The following is an 18488-nucleotide window of genomic DNA, read 5'->3' on the forward strand; positions in this document are numbered from 1 at the left end:
CGTAATTTTTAGGGGAAATAATAAACTTAACAGTTACTAAAACAGAAAAACCTACATATATTGAAATTAGAACGACTGTTCAAATTTTTGTATGAAACGACGGAAGGAGTCTACATTGAATAAAAGACGATACGATAGCGATTTAGCCAAAGAAATAATAGCAGAGAAGGCGACAGAATTATTTTCCTTAAAAGGATATACAAGAACTTCAATTGATAACATTGCAAAAGCCTCTGGTTATAGTAAAGGACATATATATTACCATTATAAAAATAAAGAAGAATTATTTGTTTATTTAGCTAAAGACAGTATGAGAAATTGGCACGATAAATGGGAATTAGCAGAAAAACAGTATACAAACGCTACTGGGAAATTATATGGGATAGCTAAATTTGTACTTTATAATTACACAACGCCATTATTAAGAGCAGGACAAGAACTTGCCTCTGATCCGAGCGCGAACCCTTCTACAATTCAACAACTCTATGGTTTAGCTGTTATCCCTTTAAAAACATATCAAAAAATTTTGGATGAAGGTATACAAAGTGGTGAATTTTATATAGAAAATGTTGAGGATTCAAGTCTTTTATTAGGTTCATGGCTAGGTGGATTATGTCAATTCATTCATTCATTTGAAACAGAGAAATTAGAAGTTTTATTTAATGAAGCCATTACGATTTTTTTACTTTCTATTTCAAACAAACATGCGTAGCATTACAAGCGAATTAGAACGATTGTTCAAATCTTTACACTCGTCCGTTTTCATTATATGTATTAACAACAGGAGGTTTTTTATATGGGTGAACAAAGAGTCGCAATTATAACTGGCGGAGCTTCTGGTATCGGTAAAGCTTTAGCTATTCAATTAGCAAATAAAGATATATTTGTAATTATCGCAGATATTAATGAAACAAGTGGTCAAGAGCTTGTGAATAATATAAAAAATAATAATCAACTAGCTAGGTTCGAATATTTAGATGTTACTAACGCCGAATCCGTAGAGGAACTTATTATAAAAATAGTTAATGAGTTTGGTAGAATTGATTATATGTTTAATAATGCTGGGATTGCTATGTATGGAGAAGTATTCGATATGTCTTTAGATAATTGGAAACATATTATTGAAATAAATTTATTAGGAGTAATTTACGGGACACAATTGGCTTACCAATTCATGAAAAAACAAGGATTTGGTCATATCATTAATACTGCGTCTGCAACAGGTTTAGGACCTGCTCCACTTTGTACCGCGTACGCAACAACAAAACATGCTATCGTCGGTTTAACAACGTCATTACATTATGAGGCAGAAGAATACGGTGTAAATGTAAGTGTACTTTGTCCAACTTTTGTAGATACACCCATATTTGAAAAATCAATTGCAATTAATATGAATAAGGGCCAAATTATAAAACAACTAAAAACAAATAAGCCGATTTCAGCAGACAAGTTTGCTGAAATTGCACTGAAAGCTATTCATAAAAATAAATTAGTTATATGTCCAATGCCGTTTAAAAAAACAATGGACGTATTCTTTACCTTATTTCCTTATCTTCATAAAAAGCTAATGCGTTTCATATGCCGAATTGGTCGAAAAGCAAAAATGAGGCAACTATAAATATCTGATTATTTTGTATTTACAGTTAAAGTAAATTGTGATAATATGGAAAAAATCAAATGCAGTGAAGAGAAGAGTAAATAAGATGAATTTTTCACAGAGAGCTCCATTTAGCTGAAAAGGAGTAAAAATTCTTTATTGAACCAAGCCTCTGAGCAGCGCATCGGAATCTATTAATAGAGGGTGGTGTGACGGGAGCTCCCGTTATAGAGCTATGGTATAAGCATGAATGAAAATGCAGTACCAGATAAGGTTAATATGGTGACATATTAACAAACTAGGGTGGCACCGCGATAATAAATCTCGTCCCTAAGATTAAAAGTCTTGGGGGTGGGATTTTTTTATTGGTTTAAAACAATTTGGAAAGCGGGGGCCAAAAATGAAAAACTTAATTAAAGATTGGAAATATCCTTTATTACTACTGTCCGGAGTTGGTATTGCAAATTTAGGGGCATGGATTTACTTAATAGCACTGAATGTACTTGTCTATCATATGGGTGGCTCAGCCTTAGCTGTTGCTACTTTATATGTAATTAAACCATTAGCTACTCTATTTACAAACGCTTGGTCAGGAAGTATGATTGATTGTTTAAATAAACGAAAATTAATGATTCACCTCGATATATATCGCGCGGTATTTATCGCTATTTTACCATTACTTCCATCACTTTGGATCGTTTATGTATTCGTATTCTTTATTAGTATGCCCAATGCAATTTATGAGCCAACTGCGATGACGTATATGACGAAATTAATACCAGTTGAACAAAGACAACGTTTCAACTCATTGCGTAGTTTAATAGGGTCTGGTGCCTCTGTAATTGGTCCATCGATAGCGGGAGCATTGTTAATAGCAAGTACACCAGAGTTTGCTATATATATGAATGCCATAGCATTTCTCTTATCAGGAGTAATTACCTTGCTACTACCTAATCTTGATAAAAAACCTGATATTCATACATCAAATGACAGGTTGTCTCTAGCTGTACTAAAAAAAGATTGGACCATCGTTTTAAATTTCAGTAAAAAATCTTTGTATATCGTTTTCGTGTACTTCTTATTTCAAGGGATGATAGTGTTAACTGCCGCAAATGATTCACTTGAATTGTCATTTGCGAAAGAAGTTTTATTGTTAACAGATAGTGAATATGGTTTTTTAGTTAGTATTGCTGGAGCCGGATTTATTTTAGGAGCAATAACAAATACAATTTTATCAAAAAAATTAACACCTTCATTTTTAATTGGAATAGGATCATTTTTCATCGCAATCGGTTATATAATTTATGCTTTTTCAAATGGGTTTTTAATAGCTGCTATCGGATTTTTTATTTTATCTTTCTCTATGGCATATGCAAATACAGGGTTTAATACCTTTTATCAAAATAATGTCCCTGTCCATATAATGGGACGGATTGGGAGCATATATGGATTATTTATTGCAGGTATCACCATTTTAATTACGATTTTGTTCGGAGTTGCCACTCAATTTATTTCTATACAACTTGTGGTTATTATAGGTTCTTTAGTAATGTTATTTATTACTATCATCTTGTGTGTGTTTACTTTATTGCCATCACATTCTAAAGTGCATTCTTCTGAATCAATACATTCGAAATAATTCTCTTAGTTTTGATTTAAATCTTACGATGTTCAATAGGAGGGTTATCCCTCCTATATATGGAAATATAAGAAAGGAGAACAATATTGATAAACGAGGGTGATTTTTGTAATGAAAACAAAAGATCAAATAGATAACATTGTAAAAGAAACATATCGTCATATAGATTTCTCTGGGGTAATTTTAGTGAAAGAAAAAAAGGGCATAGTTTATGAAGAAGCGTTTGGTTATGCAAATCGAAATGAGTGTATAAACAATACGCTACAAACTAGGTTTGGAATTGCCTCTGGGTGTAAAATATTCACAGCTATCGGTGTCTGTCAACTTGTTGAAAATGGGGTAATTACTTTTCAAACAAAGTTAAAAGAGTGTTTAAGTGTTAACTTTCCAAACTTTAATGAAGATATTACAATACATCACCTTTTGACGCATAGTTCGGGTATTCCAGATTATTTTGATGAAAGTATTATGGATAACTTCGAAGGTCTTTGGAAACAAACACCTATGTATTTATTAAAAAGTTTAAAAGACTTTTTACCATTATTTCAAAACAGAGATATGATGTATGCACCAGGAAGTAAGTTTCACTACAACAATGCAGGTTTTATCATACTGGGATTAATAATCGAAGAACAGACAGGACTTAAATTTACGGAGTATATAGAAAAAAACATATTTAATCCAATTGGTATGAATCATTCGGGCTATTTTTCTTTAGATAGATTACCAAGGCAGACAGCTCTCGGATATATAAAAGATGAAATTAGCCAGACATGGAGAACAAATGCTTACTCTATTCCGATAAAAGGTGGTTCGGATGGTGGAGCTTTTATTACTGCGTCAGACATGCTGAAGTTTTGGGAAGCGTTATTTAACTATAAAATTATAAGCCAAGAATATACAAAAATACTTTTAACTCCTCACATCCAAGTAAATAATAATCAATCTTATGGCTATGGAATATGGATTGAAACAAGAGAAAACAAGATATTCAAATATCATGTAATGGGATATGACCCAGGCGTCAGTTTTCGTTCGGCCGTATATCCAGACTTAGGAATTACATTAGTTATTCCATCAAATAAAGAAGCAGGACCCGAAAAATTAATGATAGAAATAGAAGGAGGTTTTTAATTATATGGATATAGAAATTAGAGCGTATAGAAAAGAGGATGAAACCGGTTGGGTACGTTGCCGTGTGTTATCTTTTTTAGATACAGCTTATTACGATAATGTATTTAGAGAAAAGGAAAGATATGAACATCCGGCTATTGAACTAGTAGCTGTATATGAAAATCAAATTGTAGGTTTAATAGATATCGAATATGAATTAGAAGAACGTACAGTTTGTTCAAGAGCAACTGGTCTTGGTGGTATGATTTGGCATATTGCAGTTCATCCGGATTTCCGTAGAATGAAAATTGGTAATCAGCTATTAAAGGAAGCGGAGAAGTTAGCGAATGAACGTAACCTAAATCGCCTAGAAGCATGGACTAGGGACAATCTATGGGTACATGGATGGTATGAAAAGAACGGATTTGTAAAAGTAGATTCCTATTTACACGTATATAGCGATCATACAGACGAGATAAAAGGTGTAATGAAAAGTAATATAGATCAGTTATATCCAGTTCAAACATTTGCTCATTATACAGGTGAAAATAAAGAAGACATAAGAAAACAATTTAAACGAGTGCATGATTGTTTTTGTTTTGAAAAGTATTTTAGTTAACGAGAAACCCTTTATTTACTAAATAAGGGGTTTTCTAATTCTGCACGATTACATATGGATATATGGATTTTTAAATTAAAAAACATTACTATATAGTTATAAATTTTAATTATTAATTCATATGAAAGGATGTGTTAACAATTTGTATATGATCAACGGTAGCTTGTTTATTATTTTAGGGGTTATTTGTTATTTAATTGTACGTGGAATATTAATTGGTATCAAAAATAAAAAACATGTGATTTGGTGGAAAGAAATAATAAGTTTTTTATTCTTGGTCTACATTTGTATGGTTGTTGCAGTAACTTTATTCCCTTTACCAATCGGTTTTCCTTCTAATATTGAAAATCTGAATCGCTCGGTCAATATAATACCATTTGCATCAATTATTAAAGACATCAATCAAATTGGTAGTGCTTATGATGGAGATGCCCTATTTATGATTGGTCTAATTATAAGAAATGTAGGCGGAAATATTTTATTATTAATGCCTTTAGGATTTTTAGCACCAATCCTATGGGATAAATATAAAAAATTCAAAAATACAATTTTATTAGGATTTTCTATATCAACTAGTATTGAATTGCTACAATTAATTCAGTCTTTATTTAGTGGAGTGGGACGAGTTACTGATATTGATGATGTAATATGTAACGTTATAGGTTGTATTCTTGGATACTTTATTTATAAAATCACTATTATGCTAGCTGCTAAATTTAACATTCAAGTATTTAATGAGACGGATTCTAAAAGAATAGAAACTATTGATAACTAACAATTCATACGTGTTAAAGTATACATTTATTTTGAATAAAGATGATAAAAGACGTACGAGTCAAAAGTACGTCTTTTTACTTTTATAAATAAGCTTATGGCTATTACATGGTGTAACATAATAAATAGACAATAGTATAATCGGAAATGAATAATACATTAATAAAAAAGTATAAATACATTCATCCCTTGTTTATCAATGCTGTGAACGGTAATACTAAATAACATTGAACTTTTATAACAAGGGATGATCATATGATATTCATTTACACGGATTTCGGCGGAACGCATTCAACTGCACTTGCAGCAGCTTATCATTTAAATAAATTACCAACGGATCGTAAGCTAACAAAAGAAGAAATATTAAATGTGGATTACTTTAATAAATTGAAAACTGAAGATATGGGGAAAATTATTTTTCATGGAGTAGATGAAAATGGTAACCTGGTTTATACGATTGGATGCGGCGCATCAAAAATCGTTGTACCTGCGATGAAGCATTTAGGAGAGATTCTGCAAAAACATTATCAAAGTCATGAAAGGATTGTTTTTTCTAATACATCACCAACAGTACCTTTACCAATGACTTTTGGCGGTCTGTTTTCTAGAAGGTTTCACATCGACTTTATCGGCGTACCATTACTCGTATGGGGTGCAAAACTTAGCTGTGATAATGTACAAAGACTTGTTAGTTATACGAAAGAAGCCGGACGATTAACAAATGATTATGTTGTGATTTTAGATAATGAAACTTTTAAATAATGTAGGATAAAAGGAAAATCAAGCAAATTTCTTGATTTTCTTTTTAATTTGTGAAAAAGACAAGAAATATTCACATTTATCATCTATCTACTATAGCCAAAACAATAAAGTCCTGTTACTATTACAGGGATATTCTCTTTTCATAACATAAATATATAGAAAAATTAGAAAAGAGGAATTGAATTAAGGGAGGAACAACATGAAGCGTGTTGCTTGGATTACTGATAGTACAACTGCGAGTTTTACAACAGAAGGAGATAACTTTGTTATCCCAATTGAAGTTATTATTGATGGTGTGTCGTACAAAGATTGTGAAGAAGGTGTGCGTGAGCGCGTTTATAATGCTTTAAACGAAGGTAAAACTGTCACTACATCACAACCTAACATAGGGGAAATGGTAGAGTTATTTTCGAAATGCAAAGAAGAATATGAAGAAGGATTTGCAGTTGCTATTAGCGGAAAAGTAAGTGGAACCTATCAAAACATGAAGTTAGCTGCAGAAATGGCAGGTTTCCCATTAACGGTATTAGATAGTGAAACAACAAGTTATCCAATGGACGAACTAATTAGAAAAGCAAAATCGTTATACAATGATGGTATGACTTTACAAGATATACACAAAACATTAGTAGATGAAAAAAGAAGACCTTTCCACGTATTCCCGAAAAGTTTAAAAGGCCTTTATGCAAGTGGACGTGTAAAGGGAGTTCAATTTTTACTTGGAAGTTTATTAAGTGTCAACTTAATATTAGAAGTAAAAGGTGGAGAGCTTTTACTTGAAAAGAAAGTACGTAAAATCCAAAAATGTCGAGAATACATTAAAAATGAACTTGAAAAAGAATTACCAAAAGTACTTCACATGTTCCATGCTAACGATAAAGATGGAGCTGAAGAATGGATTTCAGATATTAGACAAGCATTCCCTGAAATGGATTTCAAATTATATCCATTACCAATTTCATTTGCGGTACATGCAGGTGAAGGTACAATAGCAATTAGTTATTAAGAAGAAAACCCGTGAATGATACGCGGGTTTTTTTATTTATAAATGGTGCATACCACGCCACCATCAAGTTGAAGTTTTATAGCACTCTAGAACGAAATTTGTGTTAACTCGAAACAAAAATCTTATTTTATCATTTTTGGAGAGCAACCACAATTTCTTGACTTGATTTGAGATTAAAAATATAAACCTTTTCCTACTGGCTGAACAGTTTCTAGTACAATATCAACCATTTCTTCATTAAGTAGGGTCCTTATAATCCAAGCCGATAGTTCTTGAGCAGCAAAACAACCCGCAGCAGTCGATATATTTCCTTCGTTTACGAAACTTTTCTCAATAACGTCTACACCAAATTCTTTTAGCTGTTCTACTGCTGAAGGATATGTAGTAGCTTTTTTACCAGTTAGTAATTTTTTAGCTCCTAATAGTAGTGAACCAGAACACATAGATCCTATTAATTGTCTTTGAGGATCTACATGAATGCTATTAATATATTGTTGATTTTTATATAAATCCTTTACACCTTTACCACTTGCAAAAATTACAGCGTCGGCAAAAGGGATATCAGATATGCTTCCTGTCATGGGAATACGCAAGCCAGACATAGATATATGAGATTGTTCCGTCCCTAAAAGCTGGACATCCCAATCGGAAATACCACCGACTAAACGTACACGATTTAATAAATCCCATGGTAGAAAAACATCTATATCGGTAAAGTTATCGAAACAGACTATTGCAATTTTCATTTTCTAACCCTCCACTTATGTATATCATTTTATTAATAATATAAACATCTCTTTTTTATGTTCTATATCCAGTTATAAATCCCTGTATATTACACGTATATGAAGGAGGTGTAGTAATTTTTTAACGCCTCTAAACATAAAAAGATATAAAATCTTTTTCTTGGTTTCTATCTGTTTTTTGTACAAAACCAAGATCTGTAGCAATAACTCGTAAGGTATTGGGGATGAGAATCTTTAAAATTCTCAAGGAAATAGGTGTAATTTATTACACATACAAATAGAAATAAAAACGTCATCATTTTTTATAAATTCTCAGATAGAAACACGTTTTTCGGTTTTAGGAGGGCATTTTTTCATTAGCTTGTTAATCTATATATAATATGATTTTTATAATTTCCCTAAAATAATTTTGACGTATTTATTTTTTCAATATAAAATAATATTCATCCAAATTTAACCAATACCATATAAAAGATGTATCTTTTTATATGCATAGGTATAAATCTCTTTAGTTTTAAGGGGAAAGGTTAATATGAAAGTAAAGAAACTAGTTACGCTTGTAGTACCATTTACACTATTATACGTGTCAGTTCAATTAACCGAAATTCTTCAAGGCCATTTCAGCAACTGAACGAAATCGGAATGGATATTAATTTGAAGGAAAAGTCCCCAGAGAAACGAAAGATTGTAAGAAACCCCCAAAAATGTTACATGGTATACAAGAAGGTGACATCATTTATGTTACGGACTTAACTCGAATTACTCGTAGTACAAAAGATTTATTTGAATTAATCGATAACATACGGAGTAAAAAGGCAAATTTAATATCCTTAAAAGATACATGGCTAGATTTATCAGAAGATAATCCCTACAGCTAATTCTTAATTACTGTTATGGCGGGTGTAAACCGATTAGAACGTGATCTTATCCGTATGAGGCAGCGTGAAGGAATTGAACTGGCTAAGAAAGAAGGAAAGTTTAAATTTCGGTTAAAGAAGTAACATAAAAATCATGCAGGAATGAATTATGCAGTAAAGCTCTATAAAGAGGGGAATGGGACTGTAAATCACATTTGTGAGATTACAAATGTGTCTAGGCCTTATTATATAGAAAGCTATCGGAAAGGAACAGTTGATGAGTTATACCAAAGATCGGAAATATATAATAGAAAATAAGTTTCATATAGAGGTGAAATTATATGCCTAAAATTGACAATATGCTAGCAATTCTATGGATGCTTCGTTCAGGTGAAAAAATCACTGCAAAACAAATTTCAGAAAAGTTAGAGATAAATATAAGGACTGTGTATCGTTATATTGATACAATTTCAACTAGTGGCGTACCTATAATTTCAGAACCAGGACATAACGGTGGATACACTTTATTGAACAATTTTGTAGAGGCTCCTCTTTTTTTTGATTTTGAGGAGCAAACTTCACTATTTCACGCTGCTGTTTTTGCAGAAGAAGCCGGATATTATGGAGGTGAAGCATTAAATAGGGCCATTTCAAAACTAAGTAAATACTCAAATCAAGAGCAAGAAACAAAGATAAACCAACATTTAACTAGTCTTGAAGTAATAAGTCGATTAAGTTCACTCTCTATAGAAACTTTTTTGAAGGAGTTGGAGCAGGCCGTAGCTAACGGGTATTCAGTAAAAATTCTTTACCATAAAAGTGGCGAAAAGCAATTAAATTATAGATTGGTCGATCCATACAGAATTATCTATTGGAATAATAAATGGTATGTAATTGGATTTTGTCATCTTAGGAATGATATCCGTAGTTTTAGAGTAGATCGAATTGAAAGTTTAATACAAACCGAAAAGAAGTTTAACCGGCCAGACAATTTTTCAGCAAGTGATTTTTTTATAAAAAGTCTTCTTCCAACTATAGAAGATAAGGAAAGTATTATTTCTTTGGTTATTAATGGGGATAAAAATGTATTGGCTGATATTTGTCAACATTGGTTTTTAGGACATTATTTACAAGAACGGACTTCAAATCAAGCAGTTTTTCTTCTTGAAAAAGATATGATACATAAATATGTACCTTATTTACTTTTACCGTACAATAAATCTATTAAAGTTATTGAGCCAATAAGTCTTAAGAATAGAATTATTGAAGTTCTGTCTGAATTAATAAAATTTCATCAAGTATGATAACTTCCCTGACGTTAACTGTCAGGGAAGTTATATTATAATAGCTATATAAATTGTGATTGGAGTGTTATTAGATGCAAACAAAAAAAGCTTTTTTATATGTATTTAATACAATGTCGGACTGGGAATATGGATATTTAATTGCTGAACTAAACTCAGGAAGATATTTCAAAAAAGATTTAGCACCTTTAAAAGTAATTACAGTAGGAGCTAATAAAGAAATGATAACTACTATGGGAGGACTGAGGATAAAACCAGATATTTCCCTTGATGAATGTACTCTTGAGAGTAAAGATCTTTTAATTTTACCAGGAGGGACTACTTGGAGTGAAGAAATTCATCAACCTATCTTGGAAAAAATTGACCAAGCTTTAAAGCGTGGCACTATTGTTGCTGCAATTTGTGGTGCAACTGATGCCCTTGCGAATATGGGATACTTGGATACTAGAAAGCATACAAGTAATAACTTAGAATATACTAAAATGGTATGTCCTAACTATAAAGGAGAAAAGTTCTATGAGTTGGGACCTGCGGTATCTGATGCGAATTTAGTTACTGCCTCAGGAATAGCTCCTCTGGAATTTGCAAGGGAGGTACTGAAAAAAATAGATGTATTTACACCAGATACATTACATTCATGGTATAACCTAAATAAGACTCATAAACCTAAATACTTCTTCCAGTTAATGAATTCAATAAAAAAATGAAATAACTAAAAAGCTCAATTTCTCTATTTTGATTTGCAGAGAAGTTAGGCTTTTTAATTTGGAATTCCCTTATCGATAACGATAAAAATGAACTTCGGTGTTATAAAAAACAAAATTCCCGTTTAGAGGATACGATAAAATCTTAGCTTGATAGGTATGTATTTGTACCCCTAGTATGTCAATTTTAATCTGTTATGAGAAAACACACGGATTTGTATCATCTTATGGTAAAATAAAGTTAAATATTCAGAAAATTCATTGTTTAAAACAAGCAGGATGATAATTAAATAAGATTTAAGTGATGGGGGTATAGTTAATACATGAGTAATGTACATTTTAGAGATATAGATGATACTAATGAATTCAAAGTTAGAAATATAAAATTAAGGTCTGGACAAGAAAAATTTATTGAAACAATAGATGAATGTTTAAATGAAGCTAATACCTATCATGAATGGCATCCGGTAGCTATATATTATGATGAAGAAATTATCGGATTTGCTATGTACGGTTCTTTTGGTCCTAATAAGGATACTTGGATTGATAGAATAATGATAGATGAAAAATATCAAGGCAAAGGCTATGGGAAAATTGCTATGATGAAACTTATTAATATAGTTTCAAAAGAATATGGGGTAAACGTTATATATTTAAGTGTCACTGAGGAAAACAGAACAGCTTATAACTTATACGAAAGTATGGGATTCGAGTTTATGAATGAAAGAGACCTAAATAATGGAGAACTCTTATTTAAGTACGCAATTAAATGAGAGCCATTTGAAATCGATTATTTCTTTACCAAAAGGTAAAGAAATGTTTACTATTCAACTCTTATAGGAGTAGCTCCCCATTGCTATTAAGATAGCAGAACAAAATTTCCTTAAATTAAAAATTACGCTATTCTATTTTTAGAATCATAGGAAAGGATGGCGTTTTTGTATGTTTATTCCTGTATCTGATGAATTACAATTATTTGCACAGGAGATTCAAAGTTTTTTATCTCCAAATGCCTTACGGGATCTTGCTAGAGATGTTGGTTTTGTATAACGAACCAGTAAGTATCCTTTGGTTAGTGGTTTATTAAGAATAAGCTTTTTATACAGAATATCTTTGATGTTCGAGATAATATATTTAGATTTATTTAATTCTAAAGAGTCCATTTCCCACCTCATAAATTATAAAATAAAGTAAATTCCCACTTAATTATATCATCATCCTAATTGAAGATTTCGCCTTTTCCTTGCTACCGATAATGAGACGTTATGTGAGCATTATACAACCTAAAATACAGAACATATCACTTTTCACTTTACCCCTATGTAATCTTCTACAGTAATCCTACTCCAATAGTTCACCGTTTATAGGTACATTTCATTAAGTAGAAATTAATAAATTTATTGAGGTTTAATAATTCTAATACTGATAATTTGACATACATTAAACCAAAAGTTGCATGTTATATTACTAGGCACAACAATATAAATAATACCATTTGTTTATTCCGTAAATATTGTTGATAAAAAAGGTGAAAGGATTTTTAAAGGTAAAAATAGAAATCTATATAAAAAAATATTTAAATGGTAGGGATATTATGAAAATCGGTAAGTTTGGAGAAGTAAATAACTTAAGTATTGATACAATTAGACATTATATGGATCTCAGTCTTATTATTCCTGAAAAAAAGGGAGGCCACTATTTTTTTGATGAGTATTGTCAAACAGATTTAGAACTTATAATACATTACAAAGATCTAGGATTTAGCTTGAATGAAATCAAAGAACTATTTTTTTATAAAAATTTAGCAAAATCTATGAATTACGAAAAAGATACCTTTTACCAATCTTTATTTAAACTAAAATATGACAAAATGGAACAGGAAATAGAACTTTTGGAGAAGAAACGGGATAAATTAAAGGGAGTGTTACATGATTTATTATTAACAAATGAAACTTCCAATACAATTATAGGGATAGATTTAAGTATACTACATTTACTTACATGTTCTAAGTGTAGACAAAAACTAATTCTTCAAGATGGAATTATTAATAACAATCAAATTACCGAGGGAAAGTTAATTTGTAATTGTGGTGAAGAATATATAATTACTTCAGGAATAATAACTGCTGGTAAATCATTTAAAGCAAATGAGCGAACGTCACTTGAAGATACTATTTCGGATTATATTCATGAAACTGATAATGCATATTTGGAAAATATGCTTAAAGAAGGGGAATGGGCGAAAAAGAAACTAATACATTTAGATTTAAATAACAAATTAATACTAGATATAGGATCAGGACTTGGGTTCTTTTTGAGGAGCATTTATGAAGAACTACCCGAAGATTGCCTATACATCGCAGTAGATAGAGATTTCAATAAACTTTTATTTTTAAAAGACGTATTAGCGAGAAAAAATCCGAGAAGAAATATTCTCTTTATCTGTGCGGATTTTTTGAACATCCCTATTCAAAATCGGTCAGTAGATATTGTAATTGATCACTCTGGTACGAGCAATTATAGTTTTGAACATGCGGATTTTTTACTTCACGAATTAAACACACTTTTTAAATCCAATTGTTATTTATTAAGTTTATTTATTTTATTTAAAAATTTCAGCTTAAATAGCCAAATTACAAATAACTTTCGAGCAAATTTTTCACTTTCAAAAATAAAGAAAGAAATCCAAAATCTACAGTTTCAATCCATTGATGAAAGTACTTCAAATTATTTGAAACGAGGCGGAAAGTACGAGGATTTCTTTGTTCAAGGTGAAGAAATTTATACATATTCATTTTTCGGAAAAAGATGGGGGTAACCCCATCTTTTATTTATTTCCCCTTAAAATTATTCAAATCGTACATATTGCGATTGGGTTGACCCAAGAACTTACAATGTACGTAACACAAAATTAGGCAGGGGGAAAAGTTATGACAAGTTTACGGTTACATATAGAAAATAAAAAAAGAAACCAAGAACTAAGGAATATTTGTTTATATTCAATTGCAAAAACAGTATCAATATTCGGTAGCTCTATTTATAGTTTTGCATTAGGATTGTATGTATTACAAATAACCGGATCTGCTTTAAATTTCGCGATTACGCTTATTTTAGGAACGATTCCAATGATTGTTATGAATCCATTTGCCGGTGTAATTGCTGATAAGGTTGATAAAAAGAAACTCGTCGTTTGTATGGATGTACTAAGCGGATGCTTATTAATAACTGTTTATATAGTAAGCAACTATTATGGGTTAAACTTATTCATCATTTATACTACTACCTTTCTGATGACAGTATTTACAACATTTTTTGTAATAGGTTTAGAGGCTGCAAAACCAAATATCGTCTCTAAAGAGAGACTAATGAGTCTTAACTCTATAAGTAAAATTATCGATTCTATATCTTTAATTCTAGGGCCTATGTTAGGGGGCATTGTTTTTGCAGTCTTTGAGATGAACACTTTTATAATCATTAACGGTATTTCATTTATCCTTTCGGCTATATCCATATTGTTTATCAACTTTAAATTGTGCGAGCAATACATAAATAAGGAATGTTCAATAAGGGAAATTAATTTTATGAAAGATATAAAGGAGGGATACTCTTACTTAATGGAGCGGGAGAGCTTAAAAAATACGTTTCGTATTTTAATTTCACTTAATTTTTTTCTAGGATTTTCTGTAACTGTTCCATTGCCATACATTATGAATACAGTTCTCAACATTAGTTCTAAACAATTTGGTTTGATCCAAGGGACTTTTCCAATAGGTATGATAGTTGGTGCAATCATAGTAAAAAAGATAACGAATCGTTTTTCTTATTCCTATCTATTGAAAAAAACAAGTTTTATGATGGCAATTTTTATGATAGTTTCAGGTGCACCTGTTCTATTCAAAAGTATTGAAGTGAATAAAATTGTATTTGTGACCATGTACTGCGCCATTATGTTCTTTTTAGGGTTAATGATAGCATTAATCGATATCCCTTTAATTTATTTTATGCAAAGAGAGATTCCAGATGAATATAGGGGCAGAGTGCTTAGTATTGGATTAAGTTTAGGTAAAATGATGCAGCCGATAGCACTGGCATTATCAGGTCTATTATTAAATCATATTCCATCCTACACGCTTCCAATTGGAGGAGGAATCGTATTTCTTATTTTAAATCAGGCTTACTCAAATAAATTGAATTTAGAAATTCATTCAAAAGGGTATAGTGTTGAACGTAATTAAATAATATCGAAATAGCGCAGGATCATCATCCTGCGCTTATCTATCGTAATTCAGCTGTTTTTCTAATAACAATCTTATCAATATCGTCTTCTTCATCACCAATAAATAACCCGCGTTCTTTTAAATACGCCTCAAAATATAAATCTGCTTCTGCACGTTCATCATATGGTTTTACAGATAGAACGAAACCTAATTTGTTTTGTTCCTCTAAATGAGAAGTGGAAATGTATGCCGGTACATTGTGGCGTAAAAAGAGTTCTTTAACTGGAATAATCATATCTTTCATTAATTTCGTTAACATACCCATTTCAAACTCGAAATTAAAACGATCTATACTACATAAATCGGCGAATACTACACCAATAAAACCTGTATTATATACTTCTTGATATTCTACTTCCTCGTTACCGTAAAAATTCTTTTCGATTAAATAATTTATAAAGTAAGCAACACCGTCACTTTGTTCAAAAGGCTTCGTTGAAAGAACAAATCCGATTTTCTTTTGTTTATGTAAATATACACATGACATGTATGCTGAAATGTTATGCTCTTTAAATAGAGAGCTTGTTGCCCCAGATAGACCATCTAATACGTGATGAACAATTTGAAGTTTTTTACGGGCGAAATAATAGGATTTCTTTTGTAACTCCAATGTATCAATAAAGACAGAGCCGATAAAGCCTGTATTTGAAATGATAGGTGTTTGCTTTTTTCTTCCTCTGCGCTTTGCTTGAGCCATTGTAAAAATCATCCCTTCATGTACAAGTAAAATAAAAAGAACATTTGTTCGTATATTTATATTCTACTATTAAAACGCTATAAAGTAAAGGGTTTTTGACGAAAAAAACAACAAAAAAGACACCTGTAAAAGGTGTCTTAAACGCTGTAGGGAAGAGGGTTCATCCATACAATTTATATTATGATACAGAAACAATTTCTTCTGTATCTTCTACATCTAAATGACAGTCCATTGTACGAACATCTTGATCTTCATGACTTCCGAAATAAATAGTAATTTTCATATGTATCGCTCCTTTATTCTAGGAATACCTAAAATAATTACTAGTAATGTTAATATTTATTATATACCACTTTTTTCATTCCGACAACGTTATATCGTTTTTTATTCTTTTAGGGCGCAAAGAGTAATGTAAAGAGATATTTTTATAGAAATAGGTACATTTCTTATATGTTATATTTAATACTGAAGTATTCGAATACAAATTTTATGAAAGGAGCAAAATGAATGAATTTTAAACAGTTACTAATTGATAATTTTACATATAAAACTTCATATATTGCGCGACAGGCACAGGGAATGAATGTAAAAGAAACGAAGGATTACATCGCTGTCGACTGTGGTTTACCTGCAGATACATTTAATATCATTACTTTACTAAACAATAATGTAACGGAAAATATCGAGAAATTATATAAGGAGGTAGCGTACTATAATCAAAAGAAATATCCAATGAGTGTTTGGTTTTGGGATGATAGGTACGAGCAGACTATAAAAAGCGAATTAATAAAACTGGACTTAAAAGAAGCAGAACAAAATATCGCGATGGTAGCAAACTTACATACAATACATCCAACAACAAACTTGCCAGAAGGTTTTACGATACAAAAAGCATCTTCGTCAGGACAAATTAAAAAGTTTGGAGAAGCGTTAGCTAGTCTATTTGGTACATCAGAGGAAGGGAAATATGTACAAGCATTCTACAATCAAACTGCTTCTTTCCATTTATGGAATAGTGAAAATATGAAACTATACTTAGGGTTTTATAAAGATGAAGTCGTATCGGTTGGTTCATTAGTGTGTACACAAGATAGTATTGGTATTTATGATATAGCAACGAAAGAAGAAATGAGAGGAAAAGGATTTGGTTCTACTATGTTTCATTACTTGCTGCAAGAAGCAAAGGAATTAAACGTTGCTCAATGTGTATTACAAGCTTCACCTGATGGGATTACTATTTATAAAAAGGCTGGTTTTCAATCTGTTGGACAAATGACGGTATTTGAAAATCGACATTTATTTGAATAAATTATCCAAGCCAAATTGCTTTCATGTAGGGGTTAATACATTATTATGAAAAAGATATATATCGTTACAATCATTTGTACATTTATAGTAATAGGTACTTTTGTTTTTCATAAAGTAAATGAACTTAAGTACACAAAAGCTATTAATCAATCGAATTATATAAAAAACATTGCACATAGAGGGGCTTCGGCGTATGCACCGGAACATACAATTGCTGCGTATAAATTGGGACAACAATTAAAAGGCGATTATATAGAAATAGATCTTCAAATGACAAAAGACGGATATTTAGTAGCTATGCATGATGAAACATTAAATCGTACTACAAACGGTACAGGGCTAGTTAAGGAACATACATTAGAAGAATTAAAACAATTAAAGGCAGATTCTTCTTTTAATGAAAAACATCCAAATTTAGCAAAGAAAGAATATGAAAATGCTAAAGTTCCAACACTCGAAGAAGTAATTGAAGTGTTTGGGCATGACGCGAACTATTATATTGAAACAAAATCACCTGATGAATATCCAGGAATGGAAGAAAAGTTATTAGAAATTATCAATCACTATGAAATACAGGATAAAGTTATTATTCAATCATTTAGTGAAGAAAGTCTGCAAAAAATTCATAATTTAAATATTAATATCCCCCTGGTGCAATTATTATCCTATAAGAAGGCAGTTCAATTAACTGAATTAGAGATAAAAAAGTATAAAACATATTGCATTGGTCTTGGGATGAACTATAAATATATTGATTCAGCTTATGTAAAGAAAATAAAGAAGCATGGATTAGAAGTCCATCCATTTACTGTAGATAATGAACAAGATATGAAAAGGTTACTTTTATGGGGCGTTGACGGGATATTTACGAATTATCCGGATCGTTTACATTCATTATTAAAGTCTTAATTAAAAGATATTATTTTTAACGTAATAGTTTATAGAGGTTTTCGAGTAATATATAATTAAATTAATCTATTTAAACTAAAAAGGAGTGTAAGTAGGATGAATATATTAGCTGTTGTTCCACGCCTCTATGTTTCAGACTTACAAACTCATCTAGAATTTTACAAAATACTATTGGA

Annotated in this window: 17 protein-coding genes, 1 pseudogene and 1 other annotated feature; of the genes and pseudogenes, 16 read left to right on the plus strand and 2 right to left on the minus strand. The window is 31.0% G+C overall.

Translation table 11 applies throughout. The features are described from left to right. Positions 1–115 precede the first annotated feature (115 nt). The 8 genes from PDQ40_RS05740 to PDQ40_RS05775 all read left to right on the plus strand — a co-directional run bounded on the left by PDQ40_RS05740 (position 116) and on the right by PDQ40_RS05775 (position 7510). Positions 116–712: a TetR family transcriptional regulator C-terminal domain-containing protein gene (locus PDQ40_RS05740; RefSeq protein WP_001042680.1), complete on the plus strand. Its 597-nt coding sequence runs from the start codon at positions 116–118 to the stop codon at positions 710–712. Positions 713–796: 84 nt separating this feature from the next. Continuing rightward, positions 797–1618, plus strand: a complete 822-nt coding sequence (locus tag PDQ40_RS05745) for an SDR family NAD(P)-dependent oxidoreductase (RefSeq protein ID WP_000504475.1) — start codon at positions 797–799, stop codon at positions 1616–1618. Positions 1619–1673: 55 nt separating this feature from the next. Continuing rightward, positions 1674–1932 (plus strand) — a binding site (T-box leader). A 65-nt stretch (positions 1933–1997) separates the two neighbouring features. After that, entirely contained in the window at positions 1998–3236 is a 1239-nt protein-coding gene (locus tag PDQ40_RS05750; protein ID WP_270691282.1) for an MFS transporter, read from the plus strand. Between the two features lie 111 nt (positions 3237–3347). Beyond that, entirely contained in the window at positions 3348–4370 is a 1023-nt protein-coding gene (locus tag PDQ40_RS05755) for a serine hydrolase domain-containing protein (protein WP_270691283.1), read from the plus strand. Positions 4371–4374: 4 nt separating this feature from the next. Beyond that, entirely contained in the window at positions 4375–4968 is a 594-nt protein-coding gene (locus PDQ40_RS05760) for a GNAT family N-acetyltransferase (RefSeq protein ID WP_270691284.1), read from the plus strand. Between the two features lie 142 nt (positions 4969–5110). Further along, positions 5111–5743 carry a VanZ family protein gene (locus PDQ40_RS05765; RefSeq protein WP_000281836.1) on the plus strand — a complete coding sequence of 211 codons (633 nt, stop codon included), beginning with the start codon at positions 5111–5113 and terminating at the stop codon, positions 5741–5743. A gap of 254 nt (positions 5744–5997) precedes the next feature. Further along, a complete protein-coding gene (locus PDQ40_RS05770; RefSeq protein ID WP_270691285.1) occupies positions 5998–6504 on the plus strand; it encodes a DUF3189 family protein in 507 nt (168 codons plus the stop codon). A 199-nt stretch (positions 6505–6703) separates the two neighbouring features. After that, positions 6704–7510 (plus strand): DegV family protein, encoded by an 807-nt coding sequence (locus PDQ40_RS05775; protein WP_000831948.1) that lies wholly within the window; start codon positions 6704–6706, stop codon positions 7508–7510. Positions 7511–7683: 173 nt separating this feature from the next. On the opposite strand, the gene PDQ40_RS05780 is transcribed toward PDQ40_RS05775, so the two are convergent. Further along, positions 7684–8256 carry a DJ-1/PfpI family protein gene (locus PDQ40_RS05780; protein ID WP_000684439.1) on the minus strand — a complete coding sequence of 191 codons (573 nt, stop codon included), beginning with the start codon at positions 8254–8256 and terminating at the stop codon, positions 7684–7686. Positions 8257–8850: 594 nt separating this feature from the next. On the opposite strand from PDQ40_RS05780, the pseudogene PDQ40_RS05785 reads away from it, so the two are divergent. The 6 genes and pseudogenes from PDQ40_RS05785 (at position 8851) to PDQ40_RS05810 (ending at position 15356) form a co-directional block, all read left to right on the plus strand. Next, a pseudogene (locus PDQ40_RS05785) lies at positions 8851–9391 on the plus strand (recombinase family protein). A gap of 63 nt (positions 9392–9454) precedes the next feature. Further along, on the plus strand, positions 9455–10417 hold the full coding sequence (locus PDQ40_RS05790) for a helix-turn-helix transcriptional regulator (protein WP_001124124.1): 963 nt from the start codon (positions 9455–9457) through the stop codon (positions 10415–10417). A 74-nt stretch (positions 10418–10491) separates the two neighbouring features. Further along, positions 10492–11124, plus strand: a complete 633-nt coding sequence (locus PDQ40_RS05795; protein WP_001193573.1) for a type 1 glutamine amidotransferase family protein — start codon at positions 10492–10494, stop codon at positions 11122–11124. A 320-nt stretch (positions 11125–11444) separates the two neighbouring features. Next, positions 11445–11894 carry a GNAT family N-acetyltransferase gene (locus tag PDQ40_RS05800; protein WP_000072999.1) on the plus strand — a complete coding sequence of 150 codons (450 nt, stop codon included), beginning with the start codon at positions 11445–11447 and terminating at the stop codon, positions 11892–11894. A gap of 821 nt (positions 11895–12715) precedes the next feature. Further along, positions 12716–13939 (plus strand): methyltransferase domain-containing protein, encoded by a 1224-nt coding sequence (locus PDQ40_RS05805; protein ID WP_000690087.1) that lies wholly within the window; start codon positions 12716–12718, stop codon positions 13937–13939. A gap of 112 nt (positions 13940–14051) precedes the next feature. Continuing rightward, positions 14052–15356 carry an MFS transporter gene (locus PDQ40_RS05810; RefSeq protein ID WP_000202837.1) on the plus strand — a complete coding sequence of 435 codons (1305 nt, stop codon included), beginning with the start codon at positions 14052–14054 and terminating at the stop codon, positions 15354–15356. Between the two features lie 40 nt (positions 15357–15396). On the opposite strand, the gene PDQ40_RS05815 is transcribed toward PDQ40_RS05810, so the two are convergent. After that, the gene (locus tag PDQ40_RS05815) at positions 15397–16095 is read right to left on the minus strand and encodes a hypothetical protein (RefSeq protein ID WP_000035797.1); all 699 of its coding nucleotides are present in this window, start codon (positions 16093–16095) and stop codon (positions 15397–15399) included. Between the two features lie 507 nt (positions 16096–16602). On the opposite strand from PDQ40_RS05815, the gene PDQ40_RS05820 reads away from it, so the two are divergent. Further along, positions 16603–17403, plus strand: a complete 801-nt coding sequence (locus PDQ40_RS05820) for a GNAT family N-acetyltransferase (protein ID WP_001009765.1) — start codon at positions 16603–16605, stop codon at positions 17401–17403. 45 nt (positions 17404–17448) lie between these two features. Beyond that, complete coding sequence (locus tag PDQ40_RS05825; protein WP_000725537.1) at positions 17449–18312, plus strand: glycerophosphodiester phosphodiesterase; 864 nt, start codon at positions 17449–17451, stop codon at positions 18310–18312. Positions 18313–18488: the final 176 nt, after the last annotated feature.

The sequence above is a fragment of the Bacillus cereus group sp. Bc061 genome, assembly GCF_027715825.1.
Lineage (GTDB): Bacteria > Bacillota > Bacilli > Bacillales > Bacillaceae_G > Bacillus_A > Bacillus_A paranthracis.

Bases quoted from the DNA above. Each gene is read 5' to 3' on its own strand.
- PDQ40_RS05745 (WP_000504475.1), top strand. From the start codon at position 797: ATGGGTGAACAAAGAGTCGCAATTATAACTGGCGGAGCTTCTGGTATC.
- PDQ40_RS05800 (WP_000072999.1), top strand. From the start codon at position 11,445: ATGAGTAATGTACATTTTAGAGATATAGATGATACTAATGAATTCAAA.
- PDQ40_RS05820 (WP_001009765.1), top strand. From the start codon at position 16,603: ATGAATTTTAAACAGTTACTAATTGATAATTTTACATATAAAACTTCA.
- PDQ40_RS05770 (WP_270691285.1), top strand. From the start codon at position 5,998: ATGATATTCATTTACACGGATTTCGGCGGAACGCATTCAACTGCACTT.
- PDQ40_RS05755 (WP_270691283.1), top strand. From the start codon at position 3,348: ATGAAAACAAAAGATCAAATAGATAACATTGTAAAAGAAACATATCGT.
- PDQ40_RS05790 (WP_001124124.1), top strand. From the start codon at position 9,455: ATGCCTAAAATTGACAATATGCTAGCAATTCTATGGATGCTTCGTTCA.
- PDQ40_RS05810 (WP_000202837.1), top strand. From the start codon at position 14,052: ATGACAAGTTTACGGTTACATATAGAAAATAAAAAAAGAAACCAAGAA.
- PDQ40_RS05780 (WP_000684439.1), bottom strand. From the start codon at position 8,256: ATGAAAATTGCAATAGTCTGTTTCGATAACTTTACCGATATAGATGTT.
- PDQ40_RS05760 (WP_270691284.1), top strand. From the start codon at position 4,375: ATGGATATAGAAATTAGAGCGTATAGAAAAGAGGATGAAACCGGTTGG.
- PDQ40_RS05795 (WP_001193573.1), top strand. From the start codon at position 10,492: ATGCAAACAAAAAAAGCTTTTTTATATGTATTTAATACAATGTCGGAC.
- PDQ40_RS05805 (WP_000690087.1), top strand. From the start codon at position 12,716: ATGAAAATCGGTAAGTTTGGAGAAGTAAATAACTTAAGTATTGATACA.
- PDQ40_RS05750 (WP_270691282.1), top strand. From the start codon at position 1,998: ATGAAAAACTTAATTAAAGATTGGAAATATCCTTTATTACTACTGTCC.
- PDQ40_RS05815 (WP_000035797.1), bottom strand. From the start codon at position 16,095: ATGGCTCAAGCAAAGCGCAGAGGAAGAAAAAAGCAAACACCTATCATT.
- PDQ40_RS05775 (WP_000831948.1), top strand. From the start codon at position 6,704: ATGAAGCGTGTTGCTTGGATTACTGATAGTACAACTGCGAGTTTTACA.
- PDQ40_RS05825 (WP_000725537.1), top strand. From the start codon at position 17,449: ATGAAAAAGATATATATCGTTACAATCATTTGTACATTTATAGTAATA.